The organism is Acinetobacter sp. TSRC1-2, from assembly GCF_049895885.1.
GTDB lineage: Bacteria > Pseudomonadota > Gammaproteobacteria > Pseudomonadales > Moraxellaceae > Acinetobacter.
This window is the reverse complement of sequence record NZ_JAFCTF010000002.1, coordinates 75,187-90,279: the sequence shown is the minus strand read 5'-3', so window position 1 is coordinate 90,279 and position 15,093 is coordinate 75,187. Positions and strand designations below refer to the sequence as shown.

Here is a 15,093-nt window from a genome sequence, read left to right as displayed (position 1 = left end):
CACTAAAACCATGAAGACAGATTTAAATTTTTTGTATTCGTTCTCTTAAATTGGGTAAATGTCGCCGGCTGACTGCCAAGCGTTCCTCCAATTCACGACAACGTACCTGATATTGCCCTGAACTAATGACTTCAAGTCCATCTAGAAAATGTACAGAAACTAGAGCATTACGATGAATTCGGACAAATTGATCGCCAAATTCATTTTCCAGGTCTTTCAAGGTTTCATCAATCAGTACACTGCCATTTTTATGGCGTACCGTGACATATTTCTGGTCTGCTAAAAAATAATAAATATTTTCCACAGGCACCAGCTCTACCCCACGGTAGGTTTTTGCCACAATTTGATGGCGTTTTATATTAATTTCGTTCATATCTTCTTTTTGTTTTAAAGTGCTCATTTGTGCTTGAGTCAGTTTTGTTAAATGATCTAAAACCTGTTGCAATTCCTGCTGCATTACCGGTTTCAATAGATAGCCTTCTGCATTCGACTTAAATGCCTCTAAAGCATGTTCATCATAGGCAGTACAAAAAATAATAGCGGGCATGGGCTCTAGCTGACGCAAATACTGCGCACAGCTTAAACCATCCATTTCAGGCATTTGAATATCTAAAAGCACGACATCTGGTTCATAAAATTGAACCATCTCAATCGCCTGCTGACCATGAGTTGCGGTTGCAACCACTTGATGTCCCAGTTGTGTGACTAAACGTGATAAGCGCTCTACGGCAAGAGGCTCATCATCACAAATCAGGATGTCCATTTTTCCTCCTTTCACAGTTACCATGATTTTTTTTATAGGTTAACTATGATTTTTTTATTTATATCGATATTGCACAACTGTGGTAAACATTCCCTTTCCCGCGTATGTCTGAAAGATCACAGTCCGTCCATAATAAGCCTCTAGACGCTGTTTCACATTCTCAACTGCAATACCATTTCCTTGTCGTATATTTATTTTATCCTGTGTATAGGGGTTAGTAATGACTATATTGACTTGATTTTGCAATATTTCAACCAATATGCTTATCGTACTCTTTGTTAAAAATTTTTCAACTCCATGAAAAATACTATTTTCTACTAAAGGTTGTAAAGTTAATAACGGAATTTGTATCTGAGAAAACAGAACTTCATCGTCATATTTCCACTCTACGCGTAACCGATCACCCAAACGAATCTGCTCAATCGCTAAATAATGCTGACACAGTTCAATTTCATCTTTTAAGCGAACCAGTTTAAGTTCTTTAAAACTCGCACGAAATAGCCGTGATAAATTCAGTAACATTTGCTCTGCTTTATCCGGATCAATGGTAATTAAACTGATTACCGTATTTAAACTGTTAAACAAAAAATGTGGATGAATTCGTGCCTGCATCGCCTGAATTCTTGCATTCAACTCACTATTTTGCTGACGTGCCCATTGTTCTCGAAAATACAGATAACGGAAACAAAATGTCCCGATCAGCACGCCATAACTAAGATGTAACACCACACCATCGAATAAAATAGCAAGATTCAAATTATGAATGTGAAAATTTTGTCCAAAATAAATCACACCATTTAGTACCACGGTGGTCAATAAAACAATCATTTGCAACAGAATGAAGCTGACACATAAGACTTGGCCAAAACTTAAATGCTGAATTTTTTTCTGAAACAGTTCAAGCAATGCCGCAAAAGCCAGTAACACCCAGTTAATGAAAAACATATACTGCAATAAACGCTCTACACTTAAGGCCGTCCATGATTGTGCTTCCGCTAAAGCTAAAATCATTGCCAAAATATTACTGGCAATAAATAATTCGATTAAATGTTGCCAACGTCCTATTTTCGTAAAAAAATAAGCGTATGTTTTATTTCCCTGCGTATGAGCAAAAGTTTGGTCGTCTTGTCCTTCGGCAAGTGAACCTGAATTTGTTATACTCTTTTTAGTTCTAATGCTTTTTATCCTATTGAGCCGACATGACCACATCTTCTAATTCCTCAAATCCGTCACAAACCCAAACTTCGGGTATGTGGGGCGGTCGTTTCTCTGAAGCGACGGACGCTTTTGTTGCTGAATTTACAGCATCTGTACAATTTGACCAACGCTTTTATAAACAAGATATTGCAGGTTCTATTGCACATGCAACCATGCTTGCAAAAGTTGGCGTACTTACCGAGCAAGAACGTGACGATATCATCACTGGCTTAACTGCTATTCAGGCTGATATTGAATCGGGTAACTTTGAATGGCGCGTTGACCTGGAAGATGTCCACATGAACATTGAGTCTCGCCTGACTCAGCGTATTGGTATTACAGGTAAAAAACTACATACCGGTCGTAGCCGTAACGACCAGGTTGCAACTGATATTCGCTTATACGTACGTGACGAAATTGATGCGATTTTAAAATTATTGGAAAAATTACAAAAAGGCATTTTGAGCTTAGCCGCTAAAAACACCCAAACCATTATGCCTGGGTTCACTCACTTACAAACTGCTCAGCCTGTGACTTTCGGTCACCATTTAATGGCCTGGTTTGAAATGCTGGTACGTGACTCTGAACGTCTGATTGACTGTCGTAAACGTGTCAATCGTCTACCATTAGGTTCTGCTGCATTGGCTGGTACAACTTACCCAATCGAACGTGAATACACAGCACAACTTTTAGGTTTTGAAGCGGTTTGTGAAAACTCGCTGGATGCCGTGTCTGACCGTGACTTTGGTATTGAATTCAATGCTGCTGCATCTTTAATTATGATGCACTTGTCTCGTATGTCTGAAGAAATGATTTTGTGGACATCTGCTCAGTTCAAGTTTGTGAACATTCCGGACCGTTTCTGCACCGGCTCTTCAATTATGCCGCAGAAGAAAAACCCGGATGTTCCTGAATTGATTCGTGGTAAAACCGGGCGTGTTTATGGTGACTTAATGAGTCTTTTGACACTCATGAAAGGTCAACCATTGGCCTATAACAAAGACAACCAAGAAGACAAAGAACCATTGTTTGATGCAATTGATACCGTTCGTGGTTCATTGATGGCCTTTGCCGACATGATTCCTGCATTGGTTCCAAACATCGAAATTATGCGTGAAGCTGCACTGCGCGGTTTCTCAACTGCAACCGATCTTGCCGATTATTTGGTAAAAAATGGCGTTGCGTTCCGTGATGCACATGAAATTGTCGGTAAAGCGGTTGCTTTAGGTGTTGCCGAGTCTAAAGACTTGTCTGAACTGACACTTGAACAACTGCAACAGTTCTCTGATTTGATTTCTGAAGACGTATTTGAAAAAGCATTAACACTTGAAGCATCGGTGAATGCACGTAACCATATTGGCGGTACTGCACCGGCTCAAGTTGAAGCTGCAATTGCTCGTGCCTATACACGCTTAGAAAAACTTTACGCTTAAGGAATAATGATATGTCTCGACAAGTATTTTGCCGTAAGTATCAGGCTGACATGGAAGGTTTAGATTTTGCACCCTTCCCAGGTGCAAAAGGTCAAGAATTGTTTGACAGCGTATCTAAACAGGCTTGGCAAGAATGGCTCAAACACCAGACCACGCTAATCAATGAAAAGCGTTTAAACGTGTTTGAACCAGATGCGAAAAAATTTCTAGAAGAGCAACGTGAAAAATTCTTTAGTAACGATGAGTCACTAGAAAAAGCTGAAGGCCTAAAGCCTGAGTAAAACTTAAAGCGCTGCTTTAAGTTTTACGCAAGACAAGTACCGAAGGGGCGCGTAGGCTTTAATCCGAAAGAAATCCCCTATCTAAGGGGATTTCTTTTTTAAACTGCTCTGAAAATTACGCAAGACAAGTGAAGCGCGTAGTTTCAAGCGTCATAAAGGAGTCTTTTAAAAGGCTCCTTTTTTATTTTTGGAAGCACTGCTCCGCCACGCCGCAAGGCAAAGAGCTTGACTCGCGCAGGCTTTAATTTGAAAGCCCACAAAAAATAGGTTTTTTTATGCGCTGCCTTATTTTTCTGCAAGACAAGCGAAGTGCCTAATTTCGATGTTATAAAAGCCTTGATGACATAATTTAGGCTTTTTAATATTTTGAAGATGCTGCCTTATTTTTCTATAAAACCGATGAAAGTGCGTAGTTAGTAAGTTAGAGACTTATTAAAAGATAAGATTGATTGATTTTCATTTTTTAGAACAATCTTTTAATTTTCTGTGCCATTAAAACCTCATCTTTGATACGATTTTTTTACATCTAGAAATAACTGTAAACCAAAACTACATTTCTCAATAAAACTCTACATTACAATACAATAACCTACATGATTCATAGAATTCATTCTCCTATAATCAGTTTCAAGAAGATGGTTAAACATCTTATAAAAGATATAACGATACCCGATTTCAATCCTAGGTTTCCCCCAAAATCTAGGATTTTTTTTGTGTTCAGATTTTGAAATCTCTTAAAATAAGATCAAAAAAAACACCCTGAAACGGGTGCTTTTACTTAATTTTTAAATCTAATTTAGGGCTGTTTTAAATACGGCCATGCAGCTTTCAAATAAATGAACATGGACCATAACGTCAAAATCACCGCGGTATAGAGTAAAAGATAAGCTAAGGTATCCAGTGGTTGCCAGTTCAGTAAAAACACTGAAATCGCAATCATTTGAAACGCCGTCTTATATTTACCGACGGTGGATACCGCCACATTGGTACGTGCGCCCAATTCAGCCATCCACTCACGTAAAGCAGATACGGTAATTTCGCGCGAAATAATCACAATCGCTGCAAATGCCATGGACATGCTCGGTTGCCATTGCACCAAAACAATCAGTGCAGCTGCAACCATCAGCTTATCGGCTACAGGGTCAAGAAAACGACCAAAGGCTGAAGTTTGGTTCAGTGAACGTGCCAAATAACCATCGAACCAGTCAGTTACCGCAGCAACCACAAAAATCGCCGTTAAAACAATGTGACGAGTCATGTTAGTGTCGTGTTCCGCAACACCAACTGCAGGCGGCCAATAAGCCACCAACAAAAAAACAGGTATTAAAGCTATACGCGCCAAAGTCAAGATATTTGGAATATTCAGGATGCGACCTGTAGTCATAGACACCGCCAATTTTTCCCCTGTATGTACAATGAAAAACCACACATATTTTGGGATGGATTCATCGTTAATTCAGACTCACTTTATACGAATTGCTATAAAGTGTCACTAGGCAAACACGGTAACTGTCTGTCTGGAAATCGCAATCAGTCGATTCTCGGCATCCCAGAGATGGGCATATTCAGTGGAATACCCTTCTGCAGCATAATCGGTAAATACTTTATATTTAAACCAATCCTGCAGATGGTTATTCAAAGGATGAACATAAGTCACATGCCAGGTCAGTGAACTGGCTGGTGCCATGCTGTTAAACATGGGCAAAACACCAGGAGGCCACATATCAAAGGCCACCATCAAATCAGCCACTGTCATTTCCCGGTTCTCATGTAGATCCGGATTAAAACGCATCCAGCCACTAAAATCAGGTTTCACACTACCGCTACATGGATACTGCCCATCCACCCAGATCAAGTCCATCTGTCCAAAACATTCAGGTGCTAGAGGGTGATGCTGTGCAATGTTTAATTGCTCAGGTGCTGGAAACGCTGGTGCAACGCGTTCCTGTTGTACCGAAATTGCCGACTGACGCTGGGTACCAAAACTGGCAATCAAAATACTTTGCACCGCATCATCCTGCCAGAGCCGTACTTCAACCGTTGTCACGGACTTGCCTTGACGCAAGATTTCAGCACTTAATTGAACGGGTGTCTGTTGTACGGGGCCGACAAAAGTCACACTGGTGCTTAATAAACGTTTTAAGGGATCAGCAATTGCCACCACTGCTTTTTGCATCATCATCCCTGCAACCAAGCCCCCATAAATGGTGCGGCCTTGTAACCATCCCTGTGGCATATCAACCCATTCATTTTGTTCAATGTCGGTAAATAATTGGTGCAGTGACATCCTTTGTCCTTTGAAGTTTTTGATTTGCTCTATCTTTTACTTATTTTGAAGTGTTGTGAATGATCAATGACTGCAGCGTCAGTGAGCACTTCGGCCAATCGGTCTGTATTTATTCATGCAGTACCTTATAAATTGTTCGAGCCATGACATCGCCCAAACCCGGAACCAGCTTCAAGTCATTTTCCGAGGCTTTGAGTACACCCTGAATGCCGCCAAAATGGGTCAGCAAATCACGGCGGCGTTTCGGACCAAGACCCGGAATCACTTCCAGTACCGAACCAGCACGACGTTTATCGCGTTTGGCTCGATGCTTGGTAATGGCAAAACGATGTGCTTCATCTCGTACCTGCTGAATCAAATGCAGCGCTTTATGGTCTTCAGGGAGTTGAATTTTAGTACCATCAGTAAAATGTAAGGTTTCCAGACCGGGTTTACGCCCCTCGCCTTTGGATACTCCGACCATAAAGGCTTCCAGTCCCAGATCCTGTATGACTTGCATCGCCATATGCAATTGACCTTTACCGCCATCAATCAGCAGTAAATCGGGCAACATGGCTTTCTTATAACGGCGGGTCAGCGCTTGGCGCATGGCCGCATAGTCATCGCCACCGGTAATATCTTCAATGGAAAACTGGCGATAATCACGTTTGCGTGCACCGCCCGAATCAAACACCACACAGGAAGCAATCGTGGCTTCACCCATGGTATGCGAGATATCAAAACATTCAATCCGGTCAATCGGACGACCGACCACACTTTCTAACTGATGGAAACGTTCATTCAGTTCAAAATGATTGGCCAACTGTCCTTTAATGGCATGCTGTACATTCATATTGGCCAGCTCTAACCACTCGGCACGGGTTTCCCGAACATTGGACTTAATCTGAACTTTCTTGCCAAATTCCTGTTGCAGCGCCTGTTCTAGTTCTTTGCGATCGGGTAATTCGGTATTTATAATCAGCTCGACAGGGACTTCATCTGCGACCTGAAAATAGAAGTTCGCCATGAAGTCAGACAGCATTTGCCCCAGATCATCGCCCAGCATATCCGGGAAATAGCTTTTCCCACCAAGCATTTTGCCATTGCGTACATGCATAATCTGCACACAGGTCACCCCGGCATGATAGGCAATCGCCAGAATGTCAGCTTCACCTTTGAGTTTATAAATCGCCTGTTGCGATTGCACGTCACGCAGTAGTGCCATTCGGTCACGGTAAAATACTGCTTTTTCAAATTCCAAAGCTTCAGCCGCTGCTTCCATTTTGGCAATCAGTTCCTGATTCAGCTCTCTGGTATCACCCTGTAAAAAGCGAATCGAATTTTTAACATCTTCCTGATAATCTTCAGGCGAAATCAAGCCGACACAAGGTGCGGTACAGCGCTTGATCTGATATTGCAAACAAGGACGTTTACGCTGGGAAAAATAACTATTTTCACACTGGCGCACGTTAAACAGTTTTTGCAGCACCACCAAGGTGTCACGGGCATTATAGGCACTCGGATAAGGTCCAAAAAACTTGCCGACCTGATGCTTGCCTTTGCCTCGTCCTGCTGCAATACGTGGATAAGGCTTGTCGCTAGAGACAAAGATATAGACGTAGGATTTATCATCCCGCAACATAATATTGTACGGCGGGCGATGCAGTTTAATCAGGTTCTGTTCTAGCAATAAGGCTTCGGTTTCCGAACGGACGATCAGCGTTTCGATATTATAAATCCGCGCTACTAAAGCCTGGGTTTTCGGATGCTCGATGGTTTTAACGAAGTAGCTCGACACACGGTTTTTTAGATTCTTGGCTTTACCGACATACAGCAGTTCACCGTCTTTACCCAGCATCCGGTAAACGCCGGGCAAAGTCGTCATATGGGCTAAAATCTTTTCAATATTATCACGTGCGTTTTCGTTCACATTCAGCCTTATTTACAATGATGTCTGCTTTGCTACATGATGTGATGGTTTTCACGCCATTTTCAAGCCAATTCGGGATTTTTCCCGTAATCATACAAAGTTATAACAATCACTTGATTGCTAAAAGCTATAAGTAAATCGGGCTTATTTTGCTATGCTCAAGCCATCTGAAGAATTTGGATCAAACTGAATGACGAACCACAATCATGCCATGCATATCGTTAAGCCGGTAACTGCAACGCATAGCACATCTGAAAAAGATAAATTGATGGGCAAACCTCGTTTTCATTTTGAACCTCAACAGGTCATGCAACTCTTGCATACCCGCATTATCGGACAGGACGCCGCATTACAAGAAATCGAAAAAATGCTGCATGTGGTCAAAGCCGATTTTTCCAGTCCGGAACGCCCTCTCTCGGTAACGCTTATGCTGGGTCCAACCGGCGTGGGTAAAACCGAAACGGTACGCCTGATCGCTGAAGCCATTTATGGCCGTCCCGATGCTTTTTGTCGGATTGATATGAACACCTTGGCACAAGAACATTATGCCGCAGCCATAACTGGTGCCCCTCCCGGTTATGTCGGTTCTAAAGAAGGTCATAGCCTGTTTGATGAAACCGCGATTGCGGGCAGTCATACCCGCCCCGGGATTGTATTGTTTGATGAGTTGGAAAAGGCTTCCACTGAAGTGATTCGCGGCTTAATGAATATACTGGATACCGGAAAACTGACATTAACCTCAGGCACAAAAACCATTGATTTTCGCAACTGCATGATCTTTATGACCAGTAATGTCGGCACTCAAGCTGCGCAGCAATACCTGAATAAATTGAATTTCCTTCCCCAGAAAATGCAGGCTATTTGCCTTAAAAAAATACCAACCAAAACTATTATTGAAAAAGTCATGTTTAAAAAATTCGATCCTGAATTTTTAAACCGGATTGATCGTATTTTGCATTATCAAGCGGTACAGGAAAATGCCCTACCGAAGCTGGTGGAAATTGAACTGGAAAAACTCAACCAACGCCTGCAACATCAAAAACGTGCGGTGGTTTTAACCGATGTTGCCAAAGCGCACTTTTATACAGGACATGATATTCGTTTTGGCGCACGTCATTTGGCACGTAAAATGCGGACTGAACTGGAACCGATTCTAGCCATTTACTTTTTAAATTACCCGGAAAAAGCCCTGCTTACCGTGAACTATGCGGACGGGCAATTGATGATTCAGCCAGATTAATTATTATAGCAGTCAAATGCCTCACCCAAAATTTGGCTGCAAACAGTAGCATTCTGATCAACTTCAATATCCTTCAAAAAGGTTGAACTGGCAATATTTAGCTTAAAATTTCATGTTTAAAGACCCTTTATAAAGCAGAAAATTTTAATTGATTGACCATTTTGACTAAAACAAAGTAATAAAAAACTTGAAATTGAAAACCTATACCCGCTATAAATAGCCACGCAATGATTAAAAAAACTTAATTTAAACAAAAAGTTCATTACATTTTTATAAAGCACGGTAAAAGTAAAGCTGTCCACTACAAGGGTGTGTTGAAAAAAAATTGATGACCCTTGCGTCACCGCTTGATACAACTTGTTATGTTCTTTTTGGATATAGTTATCGTAAGATTAGCGAAGCTCGATGTACGCGGGAAATGCGTACATGCTTCAAAACATCAACTTAATAAGTCCTCCAAAATAAAGGAGATCAGGCATGATCCACGCTGGCAATGCCATTACCGTCCAAATGCTTTCGGACGGAATTGCAGAATTCCGCTTTGACTTACAAGGTGAGTCGGTCAACAAATTTAACCGTGCAACGATTGAAGACTTTAAAGCCGCTATTGAGGCTGTTAAAGCCAATAGCGACGTTAAAGGTTTAATCGTTACCTCTGGTAAATCAACATTTATCGTGGGTGCAGACATCACTGAATTTGGTGATAACTTTGCTCAAGGCGAAAAAGCAATTGTGGATTGGGCAATGCCTGTTCACGAAATTTTCAACAGCTTTGAAGATTTAGATGTTCCTAAAGTTGCTGCAATCAATGGTATGGCATTGGGCGGTGGTTTTGAGATGTGCTTGGTCTGTGACTACCGTGTCATGTCAGAAGCAGCTCAAGTGGGCCTGCCTGAAATCAAACTCGGTATTTTCCCGGGCTTTGGTGGTACAGTTCGTTTAAGCCGCGTGATTGGTATCGACAACGCCGTTGAATGGATGGCGATGGCGAATCCTAAACGCCCTGATGCAGCACTGAAAGACGGTGCGGTTGATGCGGTGGTTGCTGCGGACAAACTTCAAGCAGCTGCAATTGACCTGGTTAAACAAGCCATTGCTGGTCGCCTTGACTGGAAAACCAAACGTCAGGAAAAGCTGGATCCAGTTAAACTCAGCCCAATCGAACAGATGATGGCGTTTAACTCATCTAAAGGGATGGTTTTAGCAAAAGCAAACCCTGCGCAATATCCTGCGCCAAAACTTCTTCTTGATTCTTTACAAGCGGGTGCAAGCCTTCCACGTAACGAAGCATTAAAAATTGAAGCTGAAGGTTTCGCTAAAGCTGCAATTACGCCTCAAGCAGGTGCGTTGATTGGTTTATTCATCAACGATCAAATCGTGAAAAAAACCTCGAAGCGCTATGAAAAAGGCGCGCACCCAGTCAACCAGGCGGCTGTTCTCGGCGCGGGTATCATGGGTGGTGGTATTGCTTACCAAGCGGCAAGCAAAGGCACACCAATCATTATGAAAGATATTGGTAATCCGCAACTTGCTTTGGGTATGAAAGAAGCAAATGGCTTACTGACCAAACAAGTTGAACGTAAGAAAATGACCCCTGCAAAAATGGGTGAAACTCTTGCGCGCATCCGCCCAACTTTAAGCTATGACGAGTTTAAAGAAGTGGACATCGTGATTGAAGCGGTGACTGAAAATCCAAAAGTAAAAGGCATTGTATTGGCTGAAACTGAGAAGAATGTTCGTGAAAACACGATTATTGCTTCAAATACTTCAACCATCTCAATCACTCGTTTGGCGGAAAACCTGCAACGTCCTGAAAACTTTGTCGGTATGCACTTCTTTAACCCAGTTCACATGATGCCTTTGGTCGAAGTGATCCGTGGTGCGAAGACATCTGATGAAGCGATTGCAACGACTGTTGTACTTGCTCAGAAAATGGGTAAAACACCAATCGTTGTCAACGACTGCCCAGGCTTCCTTGTAAACCGCGTATTGTTCCCTTACTTCGGTGCGTTTGACCTTCTTCTTAAAGATGGTGCTGACTTCCAGCAAATTGACAAAGTGATGGAACGCTTCGGCTGGCCGATGGGTCCTGCTTACTTGATGGACGTTGTTGGTATCGACACGGGCGTTCACGGTGCAGAAGTCATGGCTGAAGGCTTCCCTGACCGTATGAAACCGGACTTTAAAGGTTCGATTCAAACCATGTATGAAAACAAACGTCTAGGTCAAAAGAATGACGTTGGTTTCTACAAATACGAGTTAGACCGTAAGGGCAAGAAAGCGAAAAAAGTTGATCCTACAGCGTATGATCTGATTGCATCTGTAGTGACTGGCGAAAAACGTAAATTTGATGCGCAAGAAATCATTGACCGTATGATGCTGGCTTTCTGTAACGAAACTGTTCGTTGCCTGGAAGACAACATTGTAGCGACTGCCTCAGAAGCAGACATGGCAATGATCATGGGTGTAGGTTTCCCTCCATTCCGTGGCGGTCCTGCACGTTATATCGACCAAACAGGTGTGGCTGAATACGTTGCGCTTTGCGACAAATATGCACACTTAGGTAAAGCTTATGAAGCGCCACAAATGTTGCGTGACATGGCTGCTAACAACAAAAAATTCTACGGTTAAGGAGCAACGTGAATGGCTACTTTAAATCCACGTGACGTTGTCATCGTTGATGGCGTACGTTCAGCAATGGGTAAAACCAAAAACGGTATGTTCCGCAATGTACGTGCTGACAGCTTATCTGCTGAATTAGTTCGTGCCTTGGTTGCTCGTAACCAGTTTGATATAAACGAAGTTGAAGACGTGATCTGGGGCTGTGTAAACCAGACCCTAGAACAAGGTATGAACATTGCGCGTAACATCGCATTGCTTGCTGACCTACCAAAAACTGTTGCAGGTCAAACTGTCAACCGTCTTTGTGGTTCGTCTATGCAGTCAATTCATACTGCGGCGGCACAAATTGCAACCAACCAAGGTGATATCTTCATCATTGGTGGTGTAGAGCACATGGGTCACGTAGGCATGATGCACGGCATCGACCTAAACCCTGAAGCGTCTAAGCACTATGCCAAAGCGTCTAACATGATGGGCTTAACCGCTGAAATGTTGGGTCGCATGAACGGCATTACGCGTGAAGAACAAGATGCGTTTGGTGTGGAATCTCACCGCCGCGCTTGGGCCGCAACGCAAGAAGGTCGTTTCAAAAACGAAATTATTGGTGTTGAAGGTCACGACCAAAACGGTTTCAAAATTTTGTGTGATGTAGACGAAGTAATTCGTCCTGATGCAAACATTGAAACATTTGCTGGTTTACGTCCTGTGTTTGATCCGAAAGGCGGTACAGTCACTGCTGCAACATCTTCAGCGTTGTCTGACGGTGCTTCTGCAATGTTGCTTATGTCTGCTGAACGTGCTCAAGCGCTTGGTCTTAAGCCACGTGCTGTCATTCGCTCTATGGCGGTTGCAGGTTGTGATGCTGCGATTATGGGTTATGGTCCAGTTCCAGCGACTCAAAAAGCGTTGAAACGTGCTGGTTTGTCAATTGCTGACATCCAGACTTTTGAATTGAATGAAGCGTTTGCTGCACAAGGTTTGTCTGTTCTTAAAGGCTTAGGCATTTATGACCAGCAAGACCGTGTGAACTTGAATGGTGGTGCGATTGCGCTTGGTCACCCACTGGGTTGTTCTGGTGCGCGTATCACGACGACATTGCTTAACGTGATGGAACAGCAAGATACGCAGATCGGACTTGCGACCATGTGTATTGGTTTGGGTCAAGGTATTGCAACGATTATCGAACGTGTTTAATTTTTAAATACTTAGATAAAAAGAACCCCGCTTAATGCGGGGTTTTTTATCTATTTTTAAAAATAAAATTATGAAATATATTCATTTAAATAAAAAAATTATTAAATTTTTAATATTACTTATACATAATGCTCAAGCAAATTCATCAAAATCAAATAAGAGCACTTATGAAAAAAATTATATTACCCCTTATTGCTAGTTTGGTATTTACTGGTTGTGCTACGACAAAAATTTCACCAGAAGCGCGCCAACAATTAAATAAAACACAAGCTGCAATTCAAGCAAAACCTGTTGCAATTTTAGTCAATTCATGCCTTTTAAACAATGAATTGGGGAAAGATTTAGTACTCAATGAGCCTTCTAAACTCACTGCTGAGAAGTTCATTCAAGCATTTACACAACAGTTAAACCAACATAATGTGACCGTCAGCGCTTCTGCCGTACCATTCATTTGTGGAACAATGCCAGAAGAACAACTTAAAAAATATGAGTTTCAAGCAGATACAAAATCTAAAAGAGCACTGATTAATACCTATCCTCTGTTAAATCAAAATAATATTAATATGACCGATGAGCAAAGGGCAGCTGTTCTAGTTTTAAATCAATATATTGCTAAATTTGATGCAGTACAGCTAAAGATGGTGCAAAAGCAAAAGACAATCTTAGACATACCTCAGCTAGATGATAGAACCATCAACACACTAAAAAATTGGTCAAAATCAAATTATATTTTTGTTGTTTCATTGGATGGATTAGATGCGTCTTTGGGTTCTAAATTCACATTCGGTGCTTTAAGTGTAGGGGTAACACTTGCAACGATGGGTGCAGGTGCTGGAATCGTGACTGCCTATATGCCAAGAGAAGGGCAACAATATTCTGTTCGTCTTTTAGATTTAGATAAACAAGCATTTGAATGGAATAAATATGATTTGCTTAAAGGTAAAATTTATTCTATTAAAAATCATACTGTTCAAGCCGATACTATATTAAATCCTTTATTTGAAGTAAAAGTGAATTAGTAGCAAATTCCATGCTTTAAGTTTTAAAAATACAGTTCAGCAAGTTGAAAAAACCTTTTTTCAACTTGCTGAACTTAGAACATTACGCTTCAGGCTTCTGCGCCAACAAAGTCGCAAAATGCTGTTTAATCTGCTGCCCTTGCGCATCTACCCGATGCAATTCACCGACATTTTCATTGTATTTCACAATTTTCCAACCTTCGTAATAAGAACTTAGCTCCCCTGGCTGAAAGGCAAAAGGAAAATCAGGCTGTGCAGGTATGTCAGGCGTATCCATTGCACAGACAATCAGGTTATAGCCACCAGATACAGTCGCCTGCTGCATCTGTGCAATGAGCGATGGAATAGTTTTCGCCTCCAGAAACATCATCACCACGGTACAGTAGATAAATTCATATTGCCCTGGAATGCTTGTATCCGTGTTGAGATCGCGGCGCTGTATCTGTAACTGATCAATCTGCTCCGTCTGCACAATCTGTCTTAAGGTCTGCAAACTGTTTTCGTTGACATCCCAGGCATCAACCTTAAAGCCGTGTTGACTTAAATACAGGGCATTACGACCCGAACCACAACCCACATCCAAAGCACGGCCACCGTGTAAATAAGGCATGGCTGCCAGTACTTCGGAATGGGTGGCGGTCAGCTGATATTTTTTGCTGAAGTAATCCTGTGGCAGACAATAAAACCGTAGCTGACATTGCACATCATCACTGGCAGAACCAATCTTATGCCAGGCCTGTGGTTCAATAAATGGAGGCTGTTGCTCTGGGGTAAATACATGCTCAGACTGTACAGCACCCGATTCATCCAGCATGGCAAAATGCAACTCACCCTTTAATACGGTCAGTTTTGCCCAAGTACCGACTTTAGTATTGTGCTGATTTTTAAAACCTTGCGGAATACTCTGCTGTGTCCAGACAGGAAGTTCTTTATAACAAATAAGCTGTTCCATAAAAGACTGCGCTCCAAAGCATCGATTGTCGGTCTGAAATCAATCAGTTGACTAGGTTTTTAGCATATGCCGTTTAACAGCAAATTGAAATAAACCGATCGTATTGCATACAAACCAGCTACCCTATAAAAAACAAAAAACCGTCCGGTACGGACAGTTTTTTGTTTTTTAAAAAAGAGAAGTAATAAAACTTCGG

The 15,093-nt window shown here is 41.9% G+C and carries 12 protein-coding genes; 6 read left to right on the top strand and 6 right to left on the bottom strand.

From position 1 onward, the window contains the following. Positions 1 to 22: 22 nt before the first annotated feature. Positions 23 to 763: a LytR/AlgR family response regulator transcription factor gene (locus ACP69Y_RS03420; protein ID WP_425916217.1), complete on the bottom strand. Its 741-nt coding sequence runs from the start codon at positions 761 to 763 to the stop codon at positions 23 to 25. 54 nt (positions 764 to 817) lie between these two features. Beyond that, positions 818 to 1,972 carry a sensor histidine kinase gene (locus ACP69Y_RS03415; protein ID WP_425916215.1) on the bottom strand — a complete coding sequence of 385 codons (1,155 nt, stop codon included), beginning with the start codon at positions 1,970 to 1,972 and terminating at the stop codon, positions 818 to 820. Here ACP69Y_RS03415 and argH point away from each other — a divergent pair. After that, entirely contained in the window at positions 1,963 to 3,393 is a 1,431-nt protein-coding gene (gene argH / locus ACP69Y_RS03410) for an argininosuccinate lyase (RefSeq protein ID WP_425916213.1), read from the top strand. The two genes, ACP69Y_RS03415 and argH, sit on opposite strands and share 10 nt — an antisense overlap. Before the next feature lie 11 nt (positions 3,394 to 3,404). Continuing rightward, on the top strand, positions 3,405 to 3,674 hold the full coding sequence (locus ACP69Y_RS03405; RefSeq protein ID WP_171528256.1) for an oxidative damage protection protein: 270 nt from the start codon (positions 3,405 to 3,407) through the stop codon (positions 3,672 to 3,674). 796 nt (positions 3,675 to 4,470) lie between these two features. Here the strand turns inward: ACP69Y_RS03405 and pgsA are convergent. From pgsA to uvrC, 3 genes are all read right to left on the bottom strand, one after another. Continuing rightward, the gene (gene pgsA, locus ACP69Y_RS03400; RefSeq protein WP_425916211.1) at positions 4,471 to 5,058 is read right to left on the bottom strand and encodes a CDP-diacylglycerol--glycerol-3-phosphate 3-phosphatidyltransferase; all 588 of its coding nucleotides are present in this window, start codon (positions 5,056 to 5,058) and stop codon (positions 4,471 to 4,473) included. Positions 5,059 to 5,166: 108 nt separating this feature from the next. After that, a complete protein-coding gene (locus tag ACP69Y_RS03395; protein ID WP_425916209.1) occupies positions 5,167 to 5,961 on the bottom strand; it encodes a thioesterase family protein in 795 nt (264 codons plus the stop codon). A gap of 109 nt (positions 5,962 to 6,070) precedes the next feature. After that, positions 6,071 to 7,870 carry an excinuclease ABC subunit UvrC gene (uvrC, locus tag ACP69Y_RS03390; RefSeq protein WP_425916207.1) on the bottom strand — a complete coding sequence of 600 codons (1,800 nt, stop codon included), beginning with the start codon at positions 7,868 to 7,870 and terminating at the stop codon, positions 6,071 to 6,073. 190 nt (positions 7,871 to 8,060) lie between these two features. On the opposite strand from uvrC, the gene ACP69Y_RS03385 reads away from it, so the two are divergent. From ACP69Y_RS03385 to ACP69Y_RS03370, 4 genes are all read left to right on the top strand, one after another. Then, positions 8,061 to 9,110: an AAA family ATPase gene (locus ACP69Y_RS03385; protein WP_425916205.1), complete on the top strand. Its 1,050-nt coding sequence runs from the start codon at positions 8,061 to 8,063 to the stop codon at positions 9,108 to 9,110. 477 nt (positions 9,111 to 9,587) lie between these two features. Next, complete coding sequence (gene fadB, locus ACP69Y_RS03380; RefSeq protein ID WP_425916203.1) at positions 9,588 to 11,741, top strand: fatty acid oxidation complex subunit alpha FadB; 2,154 nt, start codon at positions 9,588 to 9,590, stop codon at positions 11,739 to 11,741. A gap of 12 nt (positions 11,742 to 11,753) precedes the next feature. Then, positions 11,754 to 12,926, top strand: coding sequence for an acetyl-CoA C-acyltransferase FadA (fadA, locus tag ACP69Y_RS03375; protein WP_425916201.1), 1,173 nt, complete (start codon positions 11,754 to 11,756; stop codon positions 12,924 to 12,926). 167 nt (positions 12,927 to 13,093) lie between these two features. Next, entirely contained in the window at positions 13,094 to 13,945 is an 852-nt protein-coding gene (locus ACP69Y_RS03370; RefSeq protein WP_425916200.1) for a hypothetical protein, read from the top strand. Between the two features lie 82 nt (positions 13,946 to 14,027). Here the strand turns inward: ACP69Y_RS03370 and tehB are convergent, their stop codons facing one another. Continuing rightward, positions 14,028 to 14,897, bottom strand: a complete 870-nt coding sequence (gene tehB, locus ACP69Y_RS03365; RefSeq protein WP_425916198.1) for an SAM-dependent methyltransferase TehB — start codon at positions 14,895 to 14,897, stop codon at positions 14,028 to 14,030. Positions 14,898 to 15,093 lie beyond the last annotated feature (196 nt).

Bases quoted from the DNA above. Each gene is read 5' to 3' on its own strand.
- ACP69Y_RS03420 (WP_425916217.1), bottom strand. From the start codon at position 763: ATGGACATCCTGATTTGTGATGATGAGCCTCTTGCCGTAGAGCGCTTA.
- argH (WP_425916213.1), top strand. From the start codon at position 1,963: ATGACCACATCTTCTAATTCCTCAAATCCGTCACAAACCCAAACTTCG.
- ACP69Y_RS03415 (WP_425916215.1), bottom strand. From the start codon at position 1,972: ATGTGGTCATGTCGGCTCAATAGGATAAAAAGCATTAGAACTAAAAAG.
- ACP69Y_RS03405 (WP_171528256.1), top strand. From the start codon at position 3,405: ATGTCTCGACAAGTATTTTGCCGTAAGTATCAGGCTGACATGGAAGGT.
- pgsA (WP_425916211.1), bottom strand. From the start codon at position 5,058: ATGACTACAGGTCGCATCCTGAATATTCCAAATATCTTGACTTTGGCG.
- ACP69Y_RS03395 (WP_425916209.1), bottom strand. From the start codon at position 5,961: ATGTCACTGCACCAATTATTTACCGACATTGAACAAAATGAATGGGTT.
- ACP69Y_RS03385 (WP_425916205.1), top strand. From the start codon at position 8,061: ATGACGAACCACAATCATGCCATGCATATCGTTAAGCCGGTAACTGCA.
- fadB (WP_425916203.1), top strand. From the start codon at position 9,588: ATGATCCACGCTGGCAATGCCATTACCGTCCAAATGCTTTCGGACGGA.
- fadA (WP_425916201.1), top strand. From the start codon at position 11,754: ATGGCTACTTTAAATCCACGTGACGTTGTCATCGTTGATGGCGTACGT.
- ACP69Y_RS03370 (WP_425916200.1), top strand. From the start codon at position 13,094: ATGAAAAAAATTATATTACCCCTTATTGCTAGTTTGGTATTTACTGGT.
- tehB (WP_425916198.1), bottom strand. From the start codon at position 14,897: ATGGAACAGCTTATTTGTTATAAAGAACTTCCTGTCTGGACACAGCAG.